This is a genomic window from Arthrobacter sp. NPDC055138 (assembly GCF_053607305.1).
Genome location: NZ_JBSGTH010000001.1, coordinates 1,055,603 through 1,077,245, shown reverse-complemented (window position 1 = coordinate 1,077,245; position 21,643 = coordinate 1,055,603). Strand labels below are relative to the sequence as shown.

The 21,643-nt window shown below is 66.4% G+C and carries 22 protein-coding genes and 3 tRNA genes; 6 read left to right on the top strand and 19 right to left on the bottom strand.

Annotation, left to right across the window (positions count from 1 at the left end; genetic code table 11):
* Positions 1–1,094, top strand: a 1,094-nt coding sequence (locus tag ACWF5H_RS05215; RefSeq protein WP_452035283.1) for an HNH endonuclease signature motif containing protein, incomplete at its 5' end; no start/stop codon positions are given.
* 37 nt (positions 1,095–1,131) lie between these two features.
* On the top strand, positions 1,132–1,635 hold the full coding sequence (locus ACWF5H_RS05210) for a hypothetical protein (protein ID WP_452035281.1): 504 nt from the start codon (positions 1,132–1,134) through the stop codon (positions 1,633–1,635).
* A gap of 59 nt (positions 1,636–1,694) precedes the next feature.
* Here ACWF5H_RS05210 and ACWF5H_RS05205 read toward each other — a convergent pair whose 3' ends face one another.
* From ACWF5H_RS05205 to ACWF5H_RS05175, 7 genes are all read right to left on the bottom strand, one after another.
* Positions 1,695–2,774, bottom strand: a complete 1,080-nt coding sequence (locus ACWF5H_RS05205; RefSeq protein ID WP_452035279.1) for a UDP-N-acetylmuramate dehydrogenase — start codon at positions 2,772–2,774, stop codon at positions 1,695–1,697.
* Between the two features lie 35 nt (positions 2,775–2,809).
* Complete coding sequence (locus ACWF5H_RS05200) at positions 2,810–3,238, bottom strand: MaoC family dehydratase (RefSeq protein WP_364644094.1); 429 nt, start codon at positions 3,236–3,238, stop codon at positions 2,810–2,812.
* Positions 3,235–3,696: an FAS1-like dehydratase domain-containing protein gene (locus ACWF5H_RS05195; RefSeq protein ID WP_452035277.1), complete on the bottom strand. Its 462-nt coding sequence runs from the start codon at positions 3,694–3,696 to the stop codon at positions 3,235–3,237. Before ACWF5H_RS05195 ends, ACWF5H_RS05200 begins: the two co-directional genes overlap by 4 nt.
* Before the next feature lie 33 nt (positions 3,697–3,729).
* Positions 3,730–3,984 (bottom strand): hypothetical protein, encoded by a 255-nt coding sequence (locus ACWF5H_RS05190; RefSeq protein WP_452035275.1) that lies wholly within the window; start codon positions 3,982–3,984, stop codon positions 3,730–3,732.
* A gap of 80 nt (positions 3,985–4,064) precedes the next feature.
* Positions 4,065–4,973, bottom strand: a complete 909-nt coding sequence (locus ACWF5H_RS05185; protein ID WP_452035273.1) for a DUF2797 domain-containing protein — start codon at positions 4,971–4,973, stop codon at positions 4,065–4,067.
* A gap of 187 nt (positions 4,974–5,160) precedes the next feature.
* A tRNA-Met gene (locus ACWF5H_RS05180) sits at positions 5,161–5,234 on the bottom strand.
* Between the two features lie 57 nt (positions 5,235–5,291).
* Positions 5,292–5,363 (bottom strand) — tRNA-Thr (locus tag ACWF5H_RS05175).
* A 288-nt stretch (positions 5,364–5,651) separates the two neighbouring features.
* On the opposite strand from ACWF5H_RS05175, the gene ACWF5H_RS05170 reads away from it, so the two are divergent.
* Entirely contained in the window at positions 5,652–6,464 is an 813-nt protein-coding gene (locus ACWF5H_RS05170) for a putative protein N(5)-glutamine methyltransferase (protein WP_452035271.1), read from the top strand.
* Between the two features lie 63 nt (positions 6,465–6,527).
* Here ACWF5H_RS05170 and ACWF5H_RS05165 read toward each other — a convergent pair whose 3' ends face one another.
* The 7 genes from ACWF5H_RS05165 to ACWF5H_RS05135 all read right to left on the bottom strand — a co-directional run bounded on the left by ACWF5H_RS05165 (position 6,528) and on the right by ACWF5H_RS05135 (position 15,394).
* Positions 6,528–8,459, bottom strand: a complete 1,932-nt coding sequence (locus ACWF5H_RS05165) for a DEAD/DEAH box helicase (protein ID WP_452035365.1) — start codon at positions 8,457–8,459, stop codon at positions 6,528–6,530.
* Positions 8,460–8,849: 390 nt separating this feature from the next.
* Positions 8,850–9,398 (bottom strand): PadR family transcriptional regulator, encoded by a 549-nt coding sequence (locus tag ACWF5H_RS05160; protein WP_452035269.1) that lies wholly within the window; start codon positions 9,396–9,398, stop codon positions 8,850–8,852.
* A 16-nt stretch (positions 9,399–9,414) separates the two neighbouring features.
* Positions 9,415–11,439 (bottom strand): oxidoreductase, encoded by a 2,025-nt coding sequence (locus ACWF5H_RS05155; RefSeq protein ID WP_452035267.1) that lies wholly within the window; start codon positions 11,437–11,439, stop codon positions 9,415–9,417.
* Between the two features lie 135 nt (positions 11,440–11,574).
* A complete protein-coding gene (locus ACWF5H_RS05150) occupies positions 11,575–12,234 on the bottom strand; it encodes an MOSC domain-containing protein (protein WP_452035265.1) in 660 nt (219 codons plus the stop codon).
* A 31-nt stretch (positions 12,235–12,265) separates the two neighbouring features.
* Positions 12,266–12,721 (bottom strand): VOC family protein, encoded by a 456-nt coding sequence (locus ACWF5H_RS05145; protein ID WP_364644067.1) that lies wholly within the window; start codon positions 12,719–12,721, stop codon positions 12,266–12,268.
* 124 nt (positions 12,722–12,845) lie between these two features.
* Complete coding sequence (locus ACWF5H_RS05140; RefSeq protein ID WP_452035263.1) at positions 12,846–14,006, bottom strand: cystathionine gamma-synthase; 1,161 nt, start codon at positions 14,004–14,006, stop codon at positions 12,846–12,848.
* A gap of 11 nt (positions 14,007–14,017) precedes the next feature.
* Positions 14,018–15,394 (bottom strand): cystathionine beta-synthase, encoded by a 1,377-nt coding sequence (locus ACWF5H_RS05135; RefSeq protein WP_452035261.1) that lies wholly within the window; start codon positions 15,392–15,394, stop codon positions 14,018–14,020.
* A 174-nt stretch (positions 15,395–15,568) separates the two neighbouring features.
* Here ACWF5H_RS05135 and ACWF5H_RS05130 point away from each other — a divergent pair, with 174 nt between their 5' ends.
* The gene (locus ACWF5H_RS05130) at positions 15,569–16,639 is read left to right on the top strand and encodes a DNA-3-methyladenine glycosylase family protein (RefSeq protein WP_452035259.1); all 1,071 of its coding nucleotides are present in this window, start codon (positions 15,569–15,571) and stop codon (positions 16,637–16,639) included.
* 131 nt (positions 16,640–16,770) lie between these two features.
* Here the strand turns inward: ACWF5H_RS05130 and trxA are convergent, their stop codons facing one another.
* Entirely contained in the window at positions 16,771–17,160 is a 390-nt protein-coding gene (trxA, locus tag ACWF5H_RS05125; RefSeq protein WP_364644056.1) for a thioredoxin, read from the bottom strand.
* Between the two features lie 243 nt (positions 17,161–17,403).
* On the opposite strand from trxA, the gene ACWF5H_RS05120 reads away from it, so the two are divergent.
* Positions 17,404–17,811 (top strand): hypothetical protein, encoded by a 408-nt coding sequence (locus ACWF5H_RS05120; RefSeq protein WP_452035257.1) that lies wholly within the window; start codon positions 17,404–17,406, stop codon positions 17,809–17,811.
* A 47-nt stretch (positions 17,812–17,858) separates the two neighbouring features.
* Here the strand turns inward: ACWF5H_RS05120 and ACWF5H_RS05115 are convergent, their stop codons facing one another.
* From ACWF5H_RS05115 to ACWF5H_RS05105, 3 genes are all read right to left on the bottom strand, one after another.
* Positions 17,859–18,932 (bottom strand): lipid II:glycine glycyltransferase FemX, encoded by a 1,074-nt coding sequence (locus ACWF5H_RS05115; protein ID WP_452035255.1) that lies wholly within the window; start codon positions 18,930–18,932, stop codon positions 17,859–17,861.
* 177 nt (positions 18,933–19,109) lie between these two features.
* A tRNA-Tyr gene (locus ACWF5H_RS05110) sits at positions 19,110–19,191 on the bottom strand.
* A 95-nt stretch (positions 19,192–19,286) separates the two neighbouring features.
* Complete coding sequence (locus ACWF5H_RS05105) at positions 19,287–19,727, bottom strand: hypothetical protein (RefSeq protein WP_452035253.1); 441 nt, start codon at positions 19,725–19,727, stop codon at positions 19,287–19,289.
* Between the two features lie 165 nt (positions 19,728–19,892).
* On the opposite strand from ACWF5H_RS05105, the gene ACWF5H_RS05100 reads away from it, so the two are divergent.
* Positions 19,893–20,384, top strand: a complete 492-nt coding sequence (locus tag ACWF5H_RS05100) for a YajQ family cyclic di-GMP-binding protein (protein ID WP_364644045.1) — start codon at positions 19,893–19,895, stop codon at positions 20,382–20,384.
* A 75-nt stretch (positions 20,385–20,459) separates the two neighbouring features.
* Here ACWF5H_RS05100 and ACWF5H_RS05095 read toward each other — a convergent pair whose 3' ends face one another.
* Positions 20,460–21,632: an NAD(P)/FAD-dependent oxidoreductase gene (locus ACWF5H_RS05095; RefSeq protein ID WP_452035251.1), complete on the bottom strand. Its 1,173-nt coding sequence runs from the start codon at positions 21,630–21,632 to the stop codon at positions 20,460–20,462.
* Positions 21,633–21,643: the final 11 nt, after the last annotated feature.

The window sequence follows — 21,643 nt, the reverse complement described above, 5'->3', positions numbered from 1 at the left end:
GCGCCGACCTCCCGCCGGACACCCTGTCCGAGTTCGAGCACACGGTCCTGGACGGCGCCGGGACCATCACCCTCGAATCCGTCCAGGCCCGCGCCCGCACCGCCCGCGACCGGCTCCACCCCCAAACCCTCGAGACCCGGCACCGGGCCGCGAGGGAACGGCGCACCGTCCAATACCTCCCGCAGGACGACGGCATGGCCGAACTCTACATCCGCACCTCCGCGGACAAAGCCCTGCTCGCCTACAACCTGTTCCAGGCCCACGCCAGGAAACTGCAAACCGCCAAAGAGACCCGCACCCTCGGCCAACTCCGCGCCGACGTCTTCACCGACATGCTCCTGCGCTACCCCGACCACGCCTACCACCCGGCCCCCACCACCGGCAACGGCCCCACCACCGCAGCGCAGACAACACCGGGAGCCGCGGCCGCGACCAAACCCGAAACCGCCGCCACGGGGGCGGCCGCCCGGGACAAGGCGACCGGCAACGGGGCCGCCGGCCAGGGCCACTGCACCTGCTGCGGCGCGAACACCACCGCCTCGGTCGCAGTCACCGCGCCGCTGACCACCCTGCTCCGGCTGGCCGAAGACCCCGGCGAACTCACCGGCTACGGACTCATCCCGCCCGAGATGACCCGCAGCCTCACCGCGCTGGCCAAATCCTGGCTCCTCGTGCTCACCGACGACTACGGCCAAGCCATCGCCGCCGCCAAAGACCTGCGGATCCCGCCCGAATGGCTCAAACGCCTCGTCCGGCTACGCGACCGGCACTGCCGCGACTTCGGCTGCACCGTCCCAGCCGACCAATGCGAGATCGACCACACCATCGCTTGGGAAGACGGCGGCAAAACAGTGGCAGAGAACCTCGGCGCCCGCTGCAAACCCGGCCACAAAACCAAACACCACGGCGGCGGCACCGTCACCCAAGACCACGACGGCACCCTTCACTTCACCACCCGCTCCGGCCACACCCACACCACCACCCCCGACGAAAACTGGGCCATCACCTACCCCACAGCCGAAGACCAAGCCGATACTCCAGCCGGGAACGAGCAGGGCGAACCACCATGCGACGAAACGCAGCCGCCCTTCTGAAAGCCGGATTCGAGATCACGCAGGAAAGGGACCGACAGTGAGCAGACGCAACCAACCTCAGCCGACCGTCGACGATGTTCTCCGGGAATTCTTCGCAGAGCAGCGTCGATCCCGACCGATTCGGGAGGATCGTTCTCAAAGGCTCGAGGCGCATTTACGGAGGTGCATCGAAGCCTGCGGCCCTGCCTACGTCTCCGAGGAATGGTGGTTGATGTTGCAGATTGAACAGTGCTTTGAACCGAAGGACACGTTTGCCAGGCTTTTGCCAGCAGACTTTCTCCTGCCGCCAATGCACGATTTCTTGTCGCCGGAGTGGCTGCTGGACCATGGCACCGACCGGCTGGTGCAGGTGAATCACAGCTACCGCTTGGTCTGCTGGTTATGCAGCAGCGGCCTGGTCAATCTCCGTGCGCTGCGGCCGAGCATCATCCAATTCATGATCCGGCACGAAGAACTCGCCGTCCGCCCACGGAGCCGCAAAGTACCACAACGCCTGCTCCAACCGGCAGATGCCCCGATCACTCGCGAAGATCTGCCGTAAGAACCTATGCCAGAGGAGGAAGGGCTACCCCGACAACCTCACACTGCTGGATGACGGCGTTAGAGGCTGCACCCGATCAACAGAGGCTCGGGCTGAAGCCGAATACCAAAGGCATGTTCAACTCCGTCCCGTACCGCACGGGCGATCGCCAGAATGTCTTCTGCGCTGGCTTCACCACGGTTGGTGATTGCCAGTGTGTGCTTGGTCGACAGGGACGCGCGGCCGCCGGCCAAAGCGTCCCCTTTGAGGTCACCGTTTGATGTGCCCTCGAGACCGAAGCCCTTGGAGAAGCCGGCTTGGTCGATGAGCCAGGCCGCGCTCAGCTTGATCTGGTCACCGGCCGGCCACCGCGGTGCGTTCGCGGGAAGTCCTTCCGCGGTTGCGGCATCGACAATGGGATTGGTGAAGAAAGATCCCGTGCTGAATGTGTCCCTGTCGTCAGGATCGTGGACCATCCCCTTGGACGCTCGCAGCCGGAGCACTTCCCGTCGAACGTCCGAGGCCTTGGCTGTTCCACCGATCTCGACTCCCAGCACACGGGCCAATTCGGCGTACCGTATCGGAAGGCTTTGTCGCCCCGCCGTCAGCCGGAACTCTACTTCCAGCACTACGAAGCGCGGCGAACCGTTGACGGTGCTTCGCTTCAAGACCGAGTCCCGATAGCCAAACGCGAGGCCGCTGTTGTCGAATTCCTGGATCGAACCAGCCCGCCGGTCCCATGTTCGGACCCGAGTGATGGTTTGCGATACGTCGGATCCGTAGGCGCCGACGTTCTGTACCGGCGTGGCACCCGTTAGCCCCGGGATACCGGAGAGCGCTTCCAGCCCGGCCCAGCCGTTGGCGACGGTCAGTGCCACGAGGTCGTCCCAGGGCTGACCGGCTTGAACCGTCAGCGCCACGGTACCGCCCTGTTCATGAACGGTGTAGCCGGTGTTGGCGACACGAATAACGCTTCCGGGGAAGCCGTCGTCGGAAATCACGAGGTTGGACCCGCCGCCGACGATCAGAAGGTCGTCGCCGGAACCGTCGGCAGCCTTGACGGCATCGACAATCTCGGACTCGGAGCCGGCCCCGACATAACGCCGGGCCACTCCGCCCACACCGAGCGTTGTCAGCGGAGAAAGAATCGTTTCTGTCACGGCGCCGGGCTCTCCGCTGCCGGGTTCAGGGCGAGTCACCAAACCTTGACGACCGCCTGGGCTTTGACCAGCACCTTCACACCCGCAGCAGTGACCGTCAGGTCCACTCGCGCCGTCCCGTTGTCTTCGTCGATGGCTCCGATGGAACCGCTGACTTCGATGTTGGCACCGGGGCCGTCAACGTCCTCCACGAGGACTGGCTTAGTGAACCGTGTCTGGTAGTCGACGACGGCGGCCGGGTTGCCGATCCAGTCCGTCACCAATTGCACGGCAGCACCCATCGTGAACATGCCGTGCGCTATGACGCCGGGAAGTCCCACCTGCTCGGCGAAGCGCCCGTTCCAATGGATTGGATTGAAGTCGCCCGAGGCACCGGCGTACCTGACCAAGTCTGCGCGGGAGACCTCAATGGCTCGTGAACCGATGTCCTGTCCAACGGTCAGTTCGTTCAGTTCAACGCTCACTGGCCTTCCCCTCTCACCAGGATTGACGACGTGGTGGTGGCCGTTTTCTCGCCGGCCACGGTGCTGATCTCGGCGCGGGTGGTGATCATGGCCCCGCCGCCCATGGCGCGAACTTGGTCCACATGGAGCTCAGCGACGAGCTCGTCGCCGGCAACGATCGGCCGGTGATGGACGAATCGCTGGTCGGCGTGGACGACGCGGGAGAAATCGATGCCGGAGTCCGAATCCTCGATCAGCTGAGCATCTGCGCGTTGGGCCACGATGATGGCGAAGGTAGGCGGCGCCACCAAATCGGCATAGCCGAGTGCGCGCGCGGCTTCAACGTCAAAGTGCGCGGGGTGCGCGGCTTTCACCGCCGAGGCAAACTCCCTGATTTTCTCGCGGCCCACAGTGTAGGCAGCGCCGGCCGGGTACACGCGGCCGGCGAGGTCGGGGTTGACCCCGGCTTGCTCGGACATGGATCTCCTTCAGGTGGAGCGGGCGGGAATGGACTAACGTCGCTTGGACGGAGGGGTGCTGCGCGGATTTGCGGCCGCCTGCCTGGCGCGGGCGTCGCGGAATCGAACCAACAGCCCCGCCAGATGGCTCAGCAGTCCCGTGGCGATGACCGCGATGGCCGCCCAGATCAGCCATTGGATGCTGGCCGAGGCGCCGATGACAGACAGCAGGATCCCGAGGCCGATGAGCGCCATGGCAGTGATCACCAGCTTGCGGTACAGCGGCGAGCCGAGGTCCCAAGGATTCATACTTCAAGGTTACCGGCCGCGCCGCTACCGGCCGAACCGTGGGGCTGTTGGCCGTGCATAGGCCTCGGTCAAGATGGTGGCTAGAACAGTTGTTCCTGCATGGCGGGCAGCTCGGAGACGAAGTCCCCCAATTCGATCCGGCGGCCCTTGAGTCTCCCGAGGTCCGCCAGGAAGTGCGGGCCACCCTCCGTCAGCTGTGCCGCCGCGGCGCTGCCCAGAATGCCCTGCACGGTGAGTCCATGGTCTCCTGAATCAAAGTTGCTCGGGTAGCTTCTCCTGATGCCATCCGCCAGTACCGGCGCCGCGAGCTGCGGCAACGGCCACTGTTCGTCGACGACGTCGAAGCCGTCCAGTTGAGCGGCAGGCAGCAACTTGCGGACAGTAGCGGCGTGGCTCGCGTTAATCCGCTCCAAGTCGTCTGCAGGCAGCGGGGTCAGGAGCCCGGCATACTTGGCGGCGCCACGCACGGCTTGGGTCAGCTCAGTAGCTCCCGAAACCATGTCCTCCAGCACCCGGACCACCCGCCCGTCACGCGTCTTGGCGACGTAACGGGCGACCACGGCGCCTTGCTCGGCCAACCGCAGCGACTTCCGTATGTTGGCCGCCGTGCCCACCTTGCTGGCGCCGTTGGCGAACGTCGCCACGTAGAGCCAGTGCGGCTGCGCGAGGTACAGCAACAGCCCCCCAGGCGCACGGCCGCTTCGATGGCTGTCATGCAGGAAGCGCAAGTCGTCATTGAGGAAGCAGTTAACACACTGGTAGCCGCGCTCGGCCGGCGCCTGCAGCCGGCACGGCACATGTGTCCGCTCGTCTGCGGACTGCACCCTGTGGCTGCCCAGGCAGAAGACCTGTGGATCCAACACGTGGAAGCCCAGACGGGTCCCGACTCTTACTGGAATGCCCTCCGGGGTGCCATCCGGGGAGGCCAGGCGCAGCTCGGGCCCCGCAGCGGTCCAGACGATGCCGTGGGCAAGATAGAGGGCGGGCATGGCGTCCACTCTAGTAAAGGGATTCGCAGCACGGCCCCGTGGACAGGCGGCCACAGCACGGCCCGGCGGACAGACGGCTTCAGCACGGCCCGGTGGACACGCGGCCACAGCACGGACTAGCGGACCCCTTAACAAGCTGAAGGACCCGTACGAAACCGTAGTTCCGATCGGGCCCTTCAAGGCTTTGTAGCGGTGCCCGGACTCGATCCGGGGACCTCACGATTATGAGTCGTGCGCTCTAACCAGCTGAGCTACACCGCCACGAATGGGAGCGCCCGCGCTGCGTCTCGCGACGCAGACGCGGGCTTTGCCATTCAGAGCCCCCCACCGGAATCGATCCGGTGACCTCGTTCTTACCAAGAACGCGCTCTACCACTGAGCTAGGGGGGCAACGGAGAAATACATTACCAGCAATTTGCCCCGGGATGAAATCGGATTGAGGCCCCGTGGTGAACGCCACACCGCAGACTCCGGACTGGGCTGCGAACGGGCCCCGGATGTACGGTCTTCGACAGTGGTTCTCGCCCTTGGAGACGCCGAAAACGGAGCCGGAACCGTGCAGCGGAACGGAAACTGCCGATGCGGAACTCCGCCGGCAAAATGCAGCGAAGATCACATGAAAGCAGGCGTGAACCGCGGGCTAGTGGGTAGTCTGGGGGCACCATTCGAAAGGAACCCATGCAGGTTTCCCAGTCATCCGCGTGCCGGGATGGAATCGTCTCCCGGCTGCGTGCCGCAGGCTGCGTATTTGCTGAGGAAGAAGCGGACCTGCTGCTGGCCGACGACCGACACCCGGAAGTCTTGGCTGCAAGGCTGGAACAGCGCGCTGCCGGCATGCCTTTGGAACAGGTCCTGGGTTGGGCTGAGTTCTGCGGCTTGCGTGTTGCCGTGGCCCCTGGGGTCTTCGTCCCGCGCCGGAGAACGGAGTTCTTGGTCCAGCGTGCAGCCGAGGTTGCCCCGGCGGGCACCGCCGTCATCGTCGACCTGTGCTGCGGCTCCGGTGCCGTGGGAGCGGCACTGAACAAGCTGCTGGCACCGGCCGAACTGCATGCCGTTGATGTGGATCCGGCGGCGGTTACTTGTGCGCGTCAGAACCTGCCGGCCGCGCAGGTGCACGAGGGCGATCTCTTCGACGCGCTGCCCTCGGGGCTGCGGGGTCGGGTGGACGTGCTGGCCGCCAACGTGCCCTATGTGCCCACACGGGAGATCGCCCTGCTGCCGGCCGAGGCCCGCCTGCATGAAACGGCGTGGGCGCTCGACGGCGGTGCGGACGGTTTGGCGGTCATGCGCCGCGTTGCGGCGGGCGCACCGGAATGGTTGGCATTGGGAGGGTCGGTCCTGGTGGAAACAAGCGAGCGCCAAGCGGAGGCTGCTGCCGGCGTCTTTGAGAGCTGCGGGCTGGCAGCCGCCGTGGTCTACTCCCCCGAACATGGGTCCGCGGTGGTCTCCGGTACCCGGAGGAGCTCCAGCAACGCCCGGAAGGCGGGTTAAACGCCTCCGGGGCACCTGTCCATGACAGGTGCCCCGGAGAGTGGCTAAGCGATCCGGTGGGGATCAGCCGCGGGTGTGGCGGGGCTTGCGCGGGCCGCCAAAGCTGCGGTCGCCGCCGAAGCCACCGCGATCGGCGCGGTCGCCGCTGAAGCTGCGTTCGCCGTCGTTCTTCTTGTACGGACGATCCCCGTCAAACTTCTTCTTGTAGGGGCGGTCGCCGTCGGACTTCTTGGTGAACGGCCGGTCTCCCCGGTCGCTGCGGAAGCCGCCGCGGTGGCCGCCGCCGAAGTCGTCGCGGTCCCGGCGCGGCTTGCGGCCCGCGTCCAGCTCCAGGTGAATCAGCTCGCCGCCGATGCGGGTCTTGGACAGTGCGCGCAGTTGGTCCTTGCTCAGGTCCGCGGGCAGCTCGACCAGCGAGTGGTCGGAGCGGATGTCGATGCCGCCGATCTGGGCGGCGGACAGGCCGCCCTCGTTGGCGATGGCGCCGACAATGGAGCCGGGCATCACGCGGTTGCGGCGCCCGACGGCGATCCGGTAGGTGGCGTTGCCCTCGGTCAGGGTGCGGGACGGGCCGCGGGAATTCATGCCGTCGCGTCCGCCGCCGGCGCGCTCGCGCTGGCCCTTCGGTGCTTCCGGCAGGTCCTGGACCAGCAGCGGGCGCCCACCCTGGGCCATGACGGCCAAGGCGGCGGCGATTTCGGCCGCCGGAACGTCGTGCTCGGTCTCGTAGCTGGCGATCAGGTCACGGAAGATCGAAACGTCTTCGGACGCCAGGGTCTCGGTGATCTTTTCCGCGAACTTGCTCATCCGGAGGTTGTTGATGGTCTCGGCAGAGGGCAGGTGCATCTGCTCGACCGGCTGGCGGGTGGCCTTTTCAATGGCGCGCAGCAGGTACTTCTCGCGCGGCGTCATGAACAGGATGGCGTCGCCCGAACGGCCGGCGCGGCCGGTGCGGCCGATACGGTGCACGTAGGACTCGGTGTCGTGCGGGATGTCGTAGTTGACCACCAAGGTGATGCGCTCGACGTCCAGCCCACGGGCGGCAACATCGGTGGCGACCAGGATGTCGATCTTGCCGTCGCGCAGCGCCTCGACGGTGCGCTCACGCTGCTGCTGCGGGATGTCGCCGTTGATGGCGGCGGACCGGTAGCCGCGGGCCTTGAGCTTGTCCGCCAGGTCTTCGGTGGCCATCTTGGTGCGCACGAAGGCGATCACGCCGTCGAAGTCTTCGGCTTCCAGGATCCGGGTCATCGCGTCGAGCTTGTGCGGGCCCATGACCTGCAGGTAGCGCTGGCGGGTGTTGGTGCCCGTGGTGGTCTTGGCCTTGACCGTGATTTCGGCCGGGTCCTTCAGGTACTTCTTGGCGATCCGGCGGATGGCGGTCGGCATGGTCGCCGAGAACAGCGCAACCTGCTTATCTTCGGGGGTCTTCGAGAGGATCTGGTCCACCTCTTCGGCGAAGCCCATGCGCAGCATCTCGTCGGCCTCGTCCAGCACCATGTACTGCAGTTCGGACAGGTCCAGGGAACCCTTTTCGATGTGGTCGATCACGCGGCCCGGGGTGCCGACAACAACCTGGGCGCCGCGGCGCAGTCCGGCCAGCTGCGGGCCGTAGGCGGAGCCGCCGTAGACCGGCAGCACGGTGAAATCGTCCATGTGTGCGGCGTAGGAGGAGAACGCCTCCGCCACCTGCAGGGCCAGCTCGCGGGTGGGTGCCAGCACCAGGATCTGGGTCTTTTTGGTCGGCGGCAGTTCGGCCATCCGGGACAGTGCCGGAACTGCGAAGGCCGCGGTCTTGCCGGTGCCGGTCTGGGCCAGGCCCACCACGTCGCGGCCTTCCAGCAGCACGGGGATGGTGGCGGCCTGGATCGGCGAGGGCTTTTCATAGCCGACGTCGGTCAGAGCCGCGAGCACGCGGCCATCGAGGCCGAAGTCGGTGAAGAGTACGGTGTTCTCGTCTTCGACGGCCGGAGCGGCGTCGGCATTTTCGGGCATGGTGTTAACAGTGTTTTCGGACACGGGGCAGTTCCTCGTATTCAGCTGGGGACCGGTGGCCGCGGCACATGAATGTCCGCGGTCCTCTGACTCAAAGCCCGGCGCTATTGCAATCCCGTGGCAGGGCTTTCCGCCGCTTCGCTGGCTGCCCGCGCTGTGCGCGGAAACCTGGCGGCGTTTTCTTTAGCCGGCGCTCCCAAACATGAAACTGCCCGCCATTTAGAGGCGGACCCACACACCAATCAGACGCTTCGACAAGACCGTGAGTGGCATTATCGCGCAGAACTAAGGGAATACCGACAGTGGGGGATGCATCCAGTGTACGTCATGCTGGCGACCCATTTCTGCGGGAAAGCACGACGACGGCCGGTGACGTTGCGCACAGCCGGGTTACCCTGGGGCGCTGGTCGCTTGAACGGCCGCCGCTTCAGGCTGCAGCCCCAGGGTTTGTTCGGCCCACTCGATCCAGGTCTGCTCGAACATGATCCCGGCCTGCAGCACGGCTCTTTGCAGCCGGTTGGCGTCGTCCCAGGTGCCCCGTTGGTCCAGCTGTTGATAGGTGGCCAACTGGGCGCGGTGCAGGCGGAGATGCCGCTCCAGCTCGTCGGTGATGGGGACATCGCCCAGCACCGAGGAGGCGCGAAGCCTGATCATCAATTCCTCGCGGACTGGACGTGGCTCCTGCTGCTCCAGCGTCCAGCGGATCAATTCTTTCCGGCCGGCGGCGAGCACGGTGTAGTCCTTGGCCCGGCCCCGGCTGAAGTCGCGGCCACCGGATTTGACCAGCCCGTTCAGTTCCAGCTTGGCCAGCTCGCGGTAGATCTGTTGGTGGGTGGCCGGCCAGAAGAAGCCGAAGGACTTATCGAACCGGCGGGCCAGTTCCGCCCCGGAGCCGGGTTGTTCCAGCAGCGCGGTGAGGATGGCGTGCGGCAGGGACATGGTCGAGTTCCTTCCGCTACAGCGCCGCGGCGAGCCGGGTCGCTTGGTTGATGGCGCGTTTGGCATCGAGTTCGGCGGCGACGTCCGCGCCGCCCACCAGATGGACCGGCAGGCCCAGGCCCTCCAGCGCCTCCAGCAGTTCGCGCTGCGGTTCCTGCCCGGTGCAGAGCACCACATTGTCCACGGCGAGTATCGAGTCGGTGCCGTCGACTGTCAGGTGCAGTCCGTCGTCGTCGATTTTGCGGTAGGTAGCGGCAGGGATCATGTGGACGCCGCGGCTCTTCAGCTCCGCCCGATGGATCCACCCCGTGGTCTTGCCCAGCCCGGCGCCGATCTTGGCTTCCTTGCGCTGCAGCAGATGGACGGTCCGGGCCGGGCGTCCGGGCCGGGGTTCGGTGAGGCCGCCGCGGACGGCGGGGTCGTCGTCGATCCCCCAGTGTTCCCGGAACCGTTCCGGCTCAAGCGTGGCACTGGGGCCGGCCTGGGTGATGTACTCGCTGACGTCGAAACCGATGCCGCCGGCGCCCAGCACCGCCACCGTTGAGCCGAGCTCCCGGTGGTCGCGCAGCACGTCCTGGTAGCCGAGTACGCTCGGGTGGTCCACGCCCTCGAGATCCGGGATCCGCGGCACCACGCCGGTGGCCAAGATGATCTCGTCGAACTCGCCGTCGGCCAGTTCACCTGCCGTCACGCGGGTCTTGAGCCGGACCTCGACGCCGAGCAGCTCCAACTGGCGGCCGAAGTAGCGGATGGTTTCGTGGAACTCCTCCTTGCCGGGGATCTGCTTGGCCAGGTTGAACTGGCCGCCGATTTCTTCCGAAGCTTCAAAAAGCGTGACTCGGTGGCCGCGCCCGGCAGCGGTCACGGCACAGGCCAGGCCGGCGGGCCCGGCGCCGACGACCGCCAGCGACTTCGGCTCTGCCGCCGGGGCGATCACCAGTTCGGTTTCGTGGCAGGCGCGCGGATTGACCAGGCAGGAGGTGATCTTGCCGGCGAACGTGTGGTCCAGGCAAGCCTGGTTGCAGGCGATGCAGGTATTGATTCGGTCCGCCTGCCCGCGCGATGCCTTGAGCATAAAGGCCGGATCAGCGAGCAACGGCCTGGCCATGGAGACCATGTCCGCGTACCCGTCGACCAGGAGCTGCTCGGCGGTGTCCGGGTTGTTGATCCTGTTGGTTGCCACCAAGGGAATCCCGACGGCGCCCATCAGCCGGCGGGTGACCCAGGCGAAACCCGCCCGGGGCACCGAGGTGGCGATGGTCGGCACCCGGGATTCGTGCCAGCCGATGCCGGTGTTGATGATGGTGGCCCCCGCCGCTTCCACGCCGCGGGCAAGCTGGGCAACTTCCTCGAAGGTGGACCCACCCTCCACCAGGTCCAGCATGGACAACCGGTAGATGATGATGAAATCCTCCCCCACGCGCTGGCGGGTGCTGCGGACGATCTCCAGCGGGAAGCGGATCCGGTTGGTGTAGCTGCCGCCCCAGCCGTCGGTGCGCTGGTTCGTCCGGGCCACGATGAACTCGTTGATCAGGTATCCCTCGGAGCCCATGATCTCCACGCCGTCGTACCCTGCGTCGCGGGCCAGCGCCGCAGCGCCGGCGAAGTCCTCGATGGTCTGCTCAATGTCCTCCTCGCTCAGTTCGCGGGGACTGAACGGGCTGATCGGAGCCTGCACCGGGCTGGGCGCCACCGGCTCCGGGTGCGCGGCGTAACGGCCCGCATGCAACAGCTGCAGCGCGATGCGCCCGCCTTCGGCGTGGACAGCATTGGTGATGGTTCGGTGGCGGGCGGCTTCCTCCGCCGTCGTCATCATCGCGCCGCCTGGCTGCAGCCTGCCGTCGCCGTTCGGGGCGATGCCGCCGGTGACGATCAGCCCGACGCCGCCGCGGGCGCGTTCGGCATAGAAGGCGGCCATCCGTTCGAATCCGCCGGGCAGCTCCTCCAGCCCCACGTGCATGGAGCCCATCAGCACGCGGTTGGGCAGGACGGTGACGCCAAGGTCCAGCGGTTCGAACAGCTTCGGGTAGGCCACAGCCATACTGCACTCCTTTGCACAACAAGTTGCATAAAGAATACGGCGGCGTAGTCCGGCGGACAAGCGTTGGCCGGGTGAAAATTTCAGTCGGGTGGGAGAACCACTACGCCGCTGACCCGCGGCATGGCGGCAGCGCGGTCAGGCGTGGATCCGGCCTGGGTCCAGCGCCCTGCGGACCGCCTTGCTGACGTTGCCGTGCAGCACAATTTCGCCGTTGGCCTCGGACTCCCGGAGCGCCTGCGCTTGATCCGGGGTGAGACCCAGCGACGATTCCGCCGCGCTGACGCCGTGCCCCGGCCGGAAGATGATGTGGATTCCGTCGCCGGCTGCAAGGGAGCCGGTCGCGATGACTTTGAGGTAGGCGCCGGGCAGTCCCTTCTGCAGGAAGCGCTTGACCCACCGAGGCTCGTCCAGGTGCCGGGCGAAGGTGGCGCAGGGAATCCGCGGCATGGTCACTTCAACGACGACCTCCGGGCCGATTTGCCACCGCTCCCCGACCAGCGCGCCGCTGACCTGCACACCGGTGGTCCGCAGGTTTTCGCCGAACAGCCCCGGCGGGATGTCACGCCCGAGCTCGGCGGACCACGCGTCGGCATCTTCCTGGGCATAGGCGTAGAGGGCCTTCAGCTCGCCGCCGTGGTTCCTGCGGTCCGCTTGCACATCCGCGCGCAGCCCCAGGGAGTGGACCGGGATCCGCCCGGCGACCGGCCGTTTGTCGATGCCCGTGATTCCTACCTTGCTGGCATCGGGCTTCAGCGCGTGCAGCCGGCAGAGGGCCAGCAGGGATCCGGGATTCATGCAGTGATCATATATTTCGCCGTATGCCTGCCTAGGCGTGGCCTTCGTAGCTGACATCCTGATCCTTGGCGCCGTTCGAACCGGGCAGCGGCTGCCCGCGGTACTTGCCGAAGGCCCAGAGATTACCGTCCGGATCGTTGATGGCGAAGCCGCGGTCCCCGTAATCGGTGTCCTGCAGGTCGCGGATGATGGAGGCGTCCGCGGCCTGCAACCGGGCATAGAGGTCATCAGGATCATGGGTGTACACATTCAACTGTGCCGAGCCCGGCTCACGGGCCCACAGTGTGCCTTCTGCGTGGCTGGAGACCATCACCATGCCGCCTTCAGGCCACAGCAGTTCCGCGTGGATCACCACACCGTGCTCCTCGAACCGGGCGTGTTCGACGAACCCGACGGTGCCGGTGAGGTAGTCGATCAGTGCAGCCGCCTTGCGCGACTGCAGACCGGGGACAACGCTGGCCGGTAGGTACTGCTTGTTCGCATCCATGGGCACAGTATTCTCCTCCGCCCCGGGACACGCCAGAGGCCCACGGCCCGGTCGCCCGGAACCGCAGGCCTCTGCCGCTGGTCGAGTGTTTCGCCTCAATCGGCTCAGATCTGCCTAGATCCGCCTAGAGCTGGGCGAAAGCCTGTTCCAAGTCGGCGATCAGGTCCTCGATGTCCTCGATGCCCACGGACAGCCGGATCAGGTTCTCCGGCACGGCCAGCTCGGTGCCCTTCACCGAGGCGTGGGTCATCTCCGAGGGGTAGTTGACCAGCGACTCGATGCCGCCGAGCGATTCGGCCAGCGTGAACACCGTGGTGGACTCGGCTACCTTCCGGGCCGCCGCCTCGCCGCCGGTGAAGGAGACCGAGACCATGCCGCCGAAGCCACGCATCTGCTTCTTGGCCAGCTCGTGGCCGGGGTGGTCCGGCAGCCCCGGGTAGAACACGGCCTCGACTTCGGGCCGGTCCCGCAGCCATTCGGCCACGGCCTGGGCGTTGGCGGAATGCCGGTCCATCCGCACGCCCAGCGTCTTGAGGCCGCGGGTGGTCAGGAAGGCATCCATCGGAGCGGACACGGCGCCCACGGCAAACTGCACGAAGCCGATCTTCTCGGCGAGCGCGTCGTCGTTGAGAACCACGGCACCGCCGATCACGTCCGAGTGCCCGCCGATGTACTTGGTGGTCGAGTGCACCACGACGTCGGCACCGAAGGCCAGCGGGTTCTGCAGGTACGGCGAGGCAAAGGTGTTGTCCACCACCAGCAACGCACCGGCGGCGTGGGCCAGTTCGGCCAGCGCGGCAATATCGGTGACCTTCATCATCGGGTTGGAGGGAGTCTCCACCCAGAGGAACCGGGCCTTGTGCTCGTTGACGGCGGCTGCGACCCTCGAGATGTCGGACATGTCCACCACGGTATGGCCGATGCCCCAGGCGCCCAGTACCCGGTTGATCAGCCGGTAGGTTCCGCCGTACGCATCGTTGCCCAGAACAATGTGGTCGCCCGGGGCGAGCAGGGCGCGGATCAGCGCGTCTTCGGCCGCCAGGCCGGAGGCGAAGGAGAACGCGTGCTTGCCGCCCTCCACCGCCGCCAACTGCACCTGCAGCGAGTCGCGGGTGGGGTTGGTGCCGCGGCCGTATTCGTAGCCGTTGCGCAGCCCGCCGATGCCGTCCTGGGCGAAGGTCGAAGACTGGTAGATCGCCGGCACCACCGCGCCGGTGGCTTCGTCCGGCACCTGGCCGGCATGCACGGCCCGGGTGTTGAAGCCCTGGTTGTTCTCTGCGCTCATTCTTCTCTCCTTCAGCTCGTGAGGTAGGACAGCAGGTCGTGCCGGGTCAGCACGCCCACCGGCGCCCCGGCCAACGTGACCAGCACGCTGTCGGCCGCCTGCAGCTTCTCCCGGGCGGCGGACACCGTCTCCAGCGATCCGACCAGCGGCATCGCCGCTCCCAGGTGGTCGCCGACCTTGTCGGTCAGCTTCGCTTCGTTCTTGAACAGCTTGGCAGTCAGATCCCGTTCGTTCACCGCGCCGACCACCTCGCCCATGACCACCGGCGGCTCCTGCGACAGGACCGGCAGCACGGAGACGCCGTATTCGTTCATGATCTCGATGACGTCGCGCACCGTCTCGTAGGGATGGGTGTGCACCAGATCCGGCAGCCGGCCGCTCTTGCCCTGCAGCACCTCGGCCACTGTGGTTTCTTCTCCGCCGGCGATGAAGCCGTAGGACTTCATCCATTCGTCGTTGAAGATCTTGCCCAGGTAGCCGCGTCCGGAATCCGGCAGGATCACCACCACAATGTCGTCCGGTCCCAGGTCCTTGGCCACGTTCAGTGCCGCCACCACGGCCATGCCGGAGGAGCCGCCCACCAGCAGTCCCTCTTCCTGCGCCAGCCGGCGGGTCATCGCGAACGCTTCCGCGTCGTTGATGGCCAGCACCTCGTCCGGAACGGACTTGTCGTAGTTGTCCGGCCACATGTCCTCGCCGACGCCTTCGACGAAGTACGGCCGTCCGGTGCCGCCGGAGTAGACCGAGCCCGCCGGGTCGGCGCCGATGATCTTGACCGGGCCGCTGGGCCGGTCGGCGGAAATTTCCTTCAGGTAGCGGCCGGTTCCCGTGATGGTGCCGCCGGTGCCGGCGCCGATCACCACGTGCGTGACCTGGCCGTCGGTGTCGCGCCAGATCTCCGGGCCGGTTGTCTCGTAGTGGCTGGCCGGAGCCGCCGGGTTGTTGAACTGGTCCGGCTTGTAGCCGCCGTCCACCTCGGTCACCAGCCGGTCGGAGACACCGTAGTAGGACTCCGGGCTGTCCGGGGCCACCGAGGTGGGGGTAACGACGACGTCGGCGCCGTAGGCCTTGAGCACGTCGCGCTTTTCCAGGCCCACCTTGTCCGGGGTCACGAAGATGGACTTATAGCCCTTCTGCTGGGCCACCAGGGCCAGGCCCACACCGGTGTTGCCGCTGGTGGGTTCGATCACCGTGCCGCCGGGCTTCAGCCGCCCGTCCTTCTCAGCTTCCTCGATCATCTTCACCGCGATGCGGTCCTTGATCGATCCGCCCGGGTTGAAATACTCCACCTTCGCCAGGACGGTGGCAGCAATACCTTCGGTCACTTTGTTCAGCTTGACCAACGGAGTGTTGCCGATCAGGTCCAGAACAGAATTGGCATATTTCATGGGCCCAAATCTACCCGCCCGCCCAGACCGGGGCACATCCGGCGTAAGACGGGTTCACGCCGGCGCCTGCGACTGGCCTGCGGGCGGCCGGTGGATGGCCTGCGGATAGCGGGTGGATAACCCAGGGGAGCCGTCCGGGCCGCAACTGTCCGCCCCGCGTGCGACGATTAATCTATGCTGTCCACTGCCTCTGCGTCCGGTGCCACCGGGCTCACCAGCGAGGTGGAGTTCCCGGAGCCCTACGACCTGCCCGGGACGTTGTCCATCCTGTCCCGCGGCAAGCAGGATCCCACCGCCCGGATTGACGACGCCGGTGCCTGGCTGGCGCTAAACACCTCCTCCGGCGGGGCGACCCTGCGCATCACCCGCAGGCCGCGGCGGGGAAACGAAACCAGCAGCGGGAACCCCGCCGGCCGGGGCAACGACTTCAGCGGGGCAGGCGAAGCCACAGTCGATGCCCAAGGCGCGGCCGAGGCAGGCAGCCGGGGCACCGCCGTCGTTCTGGGACAGGCTTGGGGGCCGGGCGCGGAGGAAGCTCTGGCCGGGCTGCCGGCCCTGTTGGGTGCCGACGATGACTGGTCCGGCTTTGACGAACCGGCGTTCCACGCGGGCCTGCCGCGGCTGGTGAGCATGCCGCGGCGTCAGCATCCCGGGCTGCGGCTGCCGGCCACCGGGCGGATGATCGATGAACTGGTGCCGGTCATCCTGGAGCAGAAGATCACCACCATCGAGGCGCGCTACTCGTACAAATACCTGGTCCGGCGGCACGGGACGCCCGCGCCCGGACCGGCACCGGACGGGCTCATGGTCCCGCCGACCGCCCACGGGTGGCGGCGCATTCCGTCGTGGGACTGGCACCGCGCCGGGGTGGACTCGAAGCGCTCGGCCACCATCATCCGCGCCTGTTCCTCCGCCGGCGCCTTGGAGCGCTTGGCGTCGCTGCCGGCCGGCGCCGAGCTGGCCAGCAAGCTGTGCACCATCCCGGGGATCGGCCCGTGGACGGCGGCGGAAACCGCGCAGCGCACGCACGGCGACCCGGACTCCGTGTCCGTGGGCGACTTCCATTTGGCGGCGTTTGTGGGCTACGCCCTTACTGGGCGCAAGACGGACGACGCCGGCATGCTCGAGCTCCTCGAACCGTGGCAGGGCCACCGTCAACGGGTGGTGCGGATGCTGGTGCTCAGCGGTTTCCGCAAGCCCACGTTCGGCCCGCGACTGTCACCGCAGGACCACCGCCGGCACTGAACCCCCCGGGATAAGGGCAGAGCGAGTCACGCACCGAGCGAGCAGGCGTTAGCGCCGAATGAACAGGTGTTAACGCACCGAGGGAGCAAGGCAGTTGCCCTGCTCCCTCGGGAGGTTCGTGACCGGTGTGATTACTCGGTTGCCGTGCCGTCCTGAGCGGACTGTTGCTGCGCGGCGACCTGGGCGTGGACTTCCTGCATGTCCAGTCCCTTGACCGCGTCCACCAACTGGGTGAACTGGCTGGAGTTCAGTGCGCCGGGCTGGGAGAACACCAGCACCTTTTCGCGAAACGCCATCAGAGTCGGGATCGAGGTGATTCCGGCGGCTGCCGCGAGGCTCTGCTCGGCTTCGGTGTCCACCTTCGCGAAGACGATGTCGCCGTGTTGCTCGGAAGCGGCGTCGTAGACGGGGGCGAATTGCTTGCAGGGGCCGCACCAGTCGGCCCAGAAGTCAACGAAGACAATGTCGTTCTCTTCAATGGTCTGCGGGAACTGGGCCTCGGTGATATCGATGGTTGCCATCCCCCCACGCTACGCGCCGGACTTCCGGCTGTCGCCCCGTGTTCGCTCAGCGCATGAGCCTCCGGCGTGGCGCGGAGGCCGGCTGGGCTCGGCGGCGGGCCACAGCTGCAGGATGGGCATGGCGGCCCGCCGGGCATGGAGCGCTCCCCTCCTGTTATCCACAACCTGCGTTCGCGCCTTCCGACGAACGGGGCCGGCTACCTAAGGTCGATTCCACCAGACACCGCTACCGGAGGGAACGCCATGAACCGCTGCACCGTCCTGATTGTCACCGAAGGGCTGGAGCTCGACGCCGCCATCTCCCAGAGCATCGGTTTGATGGACGAGCTGAACGACAAGCTCCCGTTCGTCAATGATCCGTCGACGAACGAGCTGTATGCCGTGGGCGATGGCGCCTCGCTCAAGGACAGGATCGGCCTGCCCCACGGCAAGCCCGGCGCCGGCCCGGCGGCCACGTATGTGGGCGACCTGCACTACATCTGGAGCGACGGAAAGTGGTACACGCCGGCCGACTGCCCACCGGCTCCGGCCGACCATAACGACGCAACAGGGTGGCAATGGTTGTACTACAACGTCATGCACAACTCCGGGCCCAGCACATACTGCTTCCTCTGGGACATCCATCCGCTGCCGCTGTCAGAGGCAGCGTGAGGTCGGGGTGGATGGGCCCCGCCTCGCCGACGTGGGCAGCGAGCGGCTCAGTAGAACGGCTGGTGGCGGCCGCGCACGTAGAGTCCGCGGGCGATCTTCTCCCCCGCAGCCGACCAGAGCTTGTACTTAAGCGGGGAGATCACCTGGTCATAGCAGCCAACAAAGTCGGTGATGGTCTTGGTGAAGCTGGTCTTGAACAGCCCCAGGCCGTAGTACTCATGCTCGGGGTTCTTAAGTTCGGACGCCGGCGGAGTTCCGCACAGGTCGTAACTGGTGATGCCCAGCTCCTTGAGTTGGTTCATCGCGGTCCACTGGATCAGGTGTGAATCGCCGTACTGCTTGCGTCGCGGCAGCGATCCCCCGTCCTTGTAGGTGCCCTTGCGCCCGTAATTGACCACAAACGCGCCCACGGACGGCTTGCCGTCTTCGTAGGTGAACAGCAGCCTGCCCTGTCCGGCGGCAATGAAGTTGCCCCAGAACGCCTTGAAATATTCGAAGGAGCGGACCTGCACATTCTTCTGGCCCTGCTGCACCTGCCCCATCAGGTTGAACATGGCCCGGAAGTTCTCCTCCGTCGGCTCGGCCGTGACCACTTCGGCGCCTTCGCGGATCGCCCGGCGCACGGCGTTGCGGCCGCGGGAGGAGAAGCTCTTGAGCACCACCTCCGGGTCCGGGGCAATGTCCACGATGGCGGTGTGATCGTTCGGCTGCAGGTCCGGCATCTTGAGCAGGCCTTCGCGTGCCAGCAGGGCTCGCGTGTCATCCGTTGCCTCGACGTCGGGCTCGATCCGGATCGCGAAGACGCCGCGCGCCTGCTCTTGGCAGAAGCGCCGGTTCGCTTCGAAAATACCGGGCAGGTCATCGGGGGACGCAACGTCCGGGCCCTTGATCATGTACCAGTACTTGCCCAGCAGCGGAACCTGCTTTTCCAGCACCAGGTTGAAGCTGGTGTAGTCGGCGGTTTCATACGCGAGGTACAGCGGCTTCCACCCGTGCTCCGCTTTCACCGCGGCGTAGGCCTTGGCCTGCAGCATGTTGCCGCCGTTGGGGTTCGCCGTGACATGGCTGTCCCAGGCCTCGATTTCCTCCGGCGTTGCGAAGCGGGCGGTGAATTGTCGCAAGAGAACTCCTCGTTCTGGCGGCCAGTCGCCGCCGGTAACATCCGCGGTCAAGTCTATCGACGCCGGTCCCGGGGCCGTTGTCGCAGGGAGAACCAGCGGCGGCCGGCGAAACCGGCTAGTACGGAAAAACCCCGTCCGACCAGTAAGTCACTTGGTCAGACGGGGTTTCCCGTTCGGTGGCAGATGAGGGATTCGAACCCCCGTAGGCAATGCCAGCTGATTTACAGTCAGCCCCCTTTGGCCGCTCGGGTAATCTGCCGAACGCCTTCTTCAGAAGAAGACCGCTTCCCCGTGAGGAAGCAAGACAACTTTACACAAAGATCGGCCCAAGAATCGAATCGGCGTCCTCGGCCGCTACAAACCGCGCAGAATCCGCTCCTGGATCTGGTTCACAAAGCGGTCGGCTTGGTCCGCGCTGACCAACTTCAACTGCACGGCCTGATCCATTTCCTGCCGGATGCCGTCCAACCGGGCCGCCGACTCGGCGCCGGGGAGTTTGCTTGCTTCGGCGGACGCATCGCCCGCACTGAGGCGGTCGCCGCCCGAGCCGTCGACGCCCCTCGTGTTGTCCGTCAGTCCTTGCCCCGGGTGCCGCTCCAAGTCTTCCAATTCCCGCGGAAGCAAGGGAACAGCCCCAACGGCCCTGACCGGGGGCTGAACCGATGAGAGGGAGGCGGTGGCCGCCGTGGCCGGCGCGGAGCCCATCACAACCACCGTGGCGACGGCGGTGGCCGTCAGGAACGAACCCGCGGCAACTCTGATCGACGTGACTATGTACCGCGGGCGGGCTCCCATGTGCGCTTCTCCTGAGGATCGGTGATGGATACAACACAGTGATTCTGGCGGATCCGGATGAAGGAACGATGGACGAAAGCTGCGTGGAAGCTGGGAAATCTGCGCCGCAGCTACCCGATTCAGTAGGCTGGTGCCAAGCACAAACGCCCCGACCCAGGAGGAACCATGGCCAGCGAGTCTTCGTTCGACATTGTCAGCAAGGTGGACAAGCAGGAAGTTGCCAACGCTTTGAACCAGGCGCAGAAGGAAATTGCGCAGCGCTATGACTTCAAGGGAGTCGGCGCCGAAGTCGACTTCAGCGGCGAGAAGATCCTGATGAAGGCAAACTCCGAGGAGCGGGTGAAGGCCGTCCTGGACGTGCTGCAGTCCAAGCTGGTCAAGCGCGGCATCTCGCTGAAGTCGCTGGATGCGGGCGAGCCGTTCGCCTCGGGCAAGGAGTACCGGATCGAGGCCGGCATCAAGGAGGGCATCGCCCAGGACCAGGCTAAGAAGATCTCGAAGATCATCCGCGAAGAGGGCCCCAAGGCCGTGAAGGCCCAGATCCAGGGCGACGAACTGCGCGTCACGTCCAAGTCCCGGGACGATCTGCAGGAAGTCATTTCCCTGCTTAAGGGCTCTGACTTGGAAGTCGACCTTCAGTTCATCAACTACCGCTGATCTAAGTACGACGACGGTCGCGCGCCCCAGGTGCGCGACCGTCGTCGTACTTTGGCTGGGTCGTCCCTGCCGCTGCTACTGTGCGGCCCTGACGGACCTCGGGCCGCGCGGCCAGCTGTACGAGCCGCTGCGCCGCCGCTCTCCCCTGATCCACGACAACGTCATCCGGCAGATCTGCTCCTTGACCAGTGCCCCCGCCCGCCGGCTCAAGACGAAACGACGCGGGGCATCGTCCGCCTGCACTGGCTGGACCAGCCCGGACCTGCGGCCCAGGCTGATGCAGCGCAGCATGAACCCGGCCGACAACTCCTGAGGACTCCGCTGCTGGATCCGGGCGACGACGTTGTCGGCGGCATGGGCACCCATGGGCATGGCGATCGCACAGCTCATCCGCAGGTGCGAGGCAACCGTGTCAGGGACGTGGACGGCGTCGCCGGCGCCGAAGATTTCCGGGAACTCCGGGCAGGCCAGGGTTGAATCAACGAGCAGCCTGCCCTCGGCGTCGGTAGCCAGCCCACTGGCCCGGGCGAGGCCGGGAGCGGTGAAGCCGGCCGCCCAGACTGTGCAGTCGGAGGCCAGGGAGGTGCCGTCCGACAGCTTGATGTGCTGTCCGTCCGACCGGTCCACGCGCTCCCCCTCCATGACCTGCACCCCGAGGCATTGGAGTTGGGCGAGCAAGGCGCGGCGGCCGCCGTCGGAAAGGTCCTCCCCCACCGGACTACGCGAGACCAGCCGCACCGTCAGCCGCGGATGCGCCTCGGCAATTTCAGCCGCTGCCTCAATGCCGGTCAGGCCACCGCCGATCACGCTGACGACGGCGCCCGGCGCCAACTCCTCCAATGCCGGGCGAAGACGCTCGGCAGACTCGGCGTCCTGCAGTGCGTAGCCGACGGATCCCGAGGGTGCGGGCTGGCTGGCGCTGCCGGGAGCATAAACCAGGAAGTCATAGGGCAGCGGGGCGCGGCCGTCGTCGAACTGGACGGTGTGTGCGCGCGGATCGATCCGCGAGGCCTGGCCGGCCACCAGCGTGGCGGCCGGGTGCAGCACCGATTCCATCGGAACGGAGGCTGACTCCCGGCTACCCGCCGCCACCTGGTGCAACCGGATCCGCTCCACGAAAGCCGCCGCCGGGTTGATCACGGTCACGCCGATCTGGCCGGTGAGTTCCTTGCTGCCGGCCAGCCGGTTCGCGGCCATGACTCCGGCATAACCTGCCCCAATAACGACGATCCGTTGACGTATAGTCACCGCGAGCTCCC

Excerpts from the sequence above, each read along its gene's own strand:
- ACWF5H_RS05195 (WP_452035277.1), bottom strand. The coding sequence starts at position 3,696 with ATGTCCGAGCAAGCCGGGGTCAACCCCGACCTCGCCGGCCGCGTGTAC.
- ACWF5H_RS05190 (WP_452035275.1), bottom strand. The coding sequence starts at position 3,984 with ATGAATCCTTGGGACCTCGGCTCGCCGCTGTACCGCAAGCTGGTGATC.
- ACWF5H_RS05185 (WP_452035273.1), bottom strand. The coding sequence starts at position 4,973 with ATGCCCGCCCTCTATCTTGCCCACGGCATCGTCTGGACCGCTGCGGGG.
- ACWF5H_RS05170 (WP_452035271.1), top strand. The coding sequence starts at position 5,652 with ATGCAGGTTTCCCAGTCATCCGCGTGCCGGGATGGAATCGTCTCCCGG.
- ACWF5H_RS05165 (WP_452035365.1), bottom strand. The coding sequence starts at position 8,459 with ATGCCCGAAAATGCCGACGCCGCTCCGGCCGTCGAAGACGAGAACACC.
- ACWF5H_RS05160 (WP_452035269.1), bottom strand. The coding sequence starts at position 9,398 with ATGTCCCTGCCGCACGCCATCCTCACCGCGCTGCTGGAACAACCCGGC.
- ACWF5H_RS05155 (WP_452035267.1), bottom strand. The coding sequence starts at position 11,439 with ATGGCTGTGGCCTACCCGAAGCTGTTCGAACCGCTGGACCTTGGCGTC.
- ACWF5H_RS05150 (WP_452035265.1), bottom strand. The coding sequence starts at position 12,234 with ATGAATCCCGGATCCCTGCTGGCCCTCTGCCGGCTGCACGCGCTGAAG.
- ACWF5H_RS05145 (WP_364644067.1), bottom strand. The coding sequence starts at position 12,721 with ATGGATGCGAACAAGCAGTACCTACCGGCCAGCGTTGTCCCCGGTCTG.
- ACWF5H_RS05140 (WP_452035263.1), bottom strand. The coding sequence starts at position 14,006 with ATGAGCGCAGAGAACAACCAGGGCTTCAACACCCGGGCCGTGCATGCC.
- ACWF5H_RS05135 (WP_452035261.1), bottom strand. The coding sequence starts at position 15,394 with ATGAAATATGCCAATTCTGTTCTGGACCTGATCGGCAACACTCCGTTG.
- ACWF5H_RS05130 (WP_452035259.1), top strand. The coding sequence starts at position 15,569 with ATGCTGTCCACTGCCTCTGCGTCCGGTGCCACCGGGCTCACCAGCGAG.
- trxA (WP_364644056.1), bottom strand. The coding sequence starts at position 17,160 with ATGGCAACCATCGATATCACCGAGGCCCAGTTCCCGCAGACCATTGAA.
- ACWF5H_RS05120 (WP_452035257.1), top strand. The coding sequence starts at position 17,404 with ATGAACCGCTGCACCGTCCTGATTGTCACCGAAGGGCTGGAGCTCGAC.
- ACWF5H_RS05105 (WP_452035253.1), bottom strand. The coding sequence starts at position 19,727 with ATGGGAGCCCGCCCGCGGTACATAGTCACGTCGATCAGAGTTGCCGCG.
- ACWF5H_RS05100 (WP_364644045.1), top strand. The coding sequence starts at position 19,893 with ATGGCCAGCGAGTCTTCGTTCGACATTGTCAGCAAGGTGGACAAGCAG.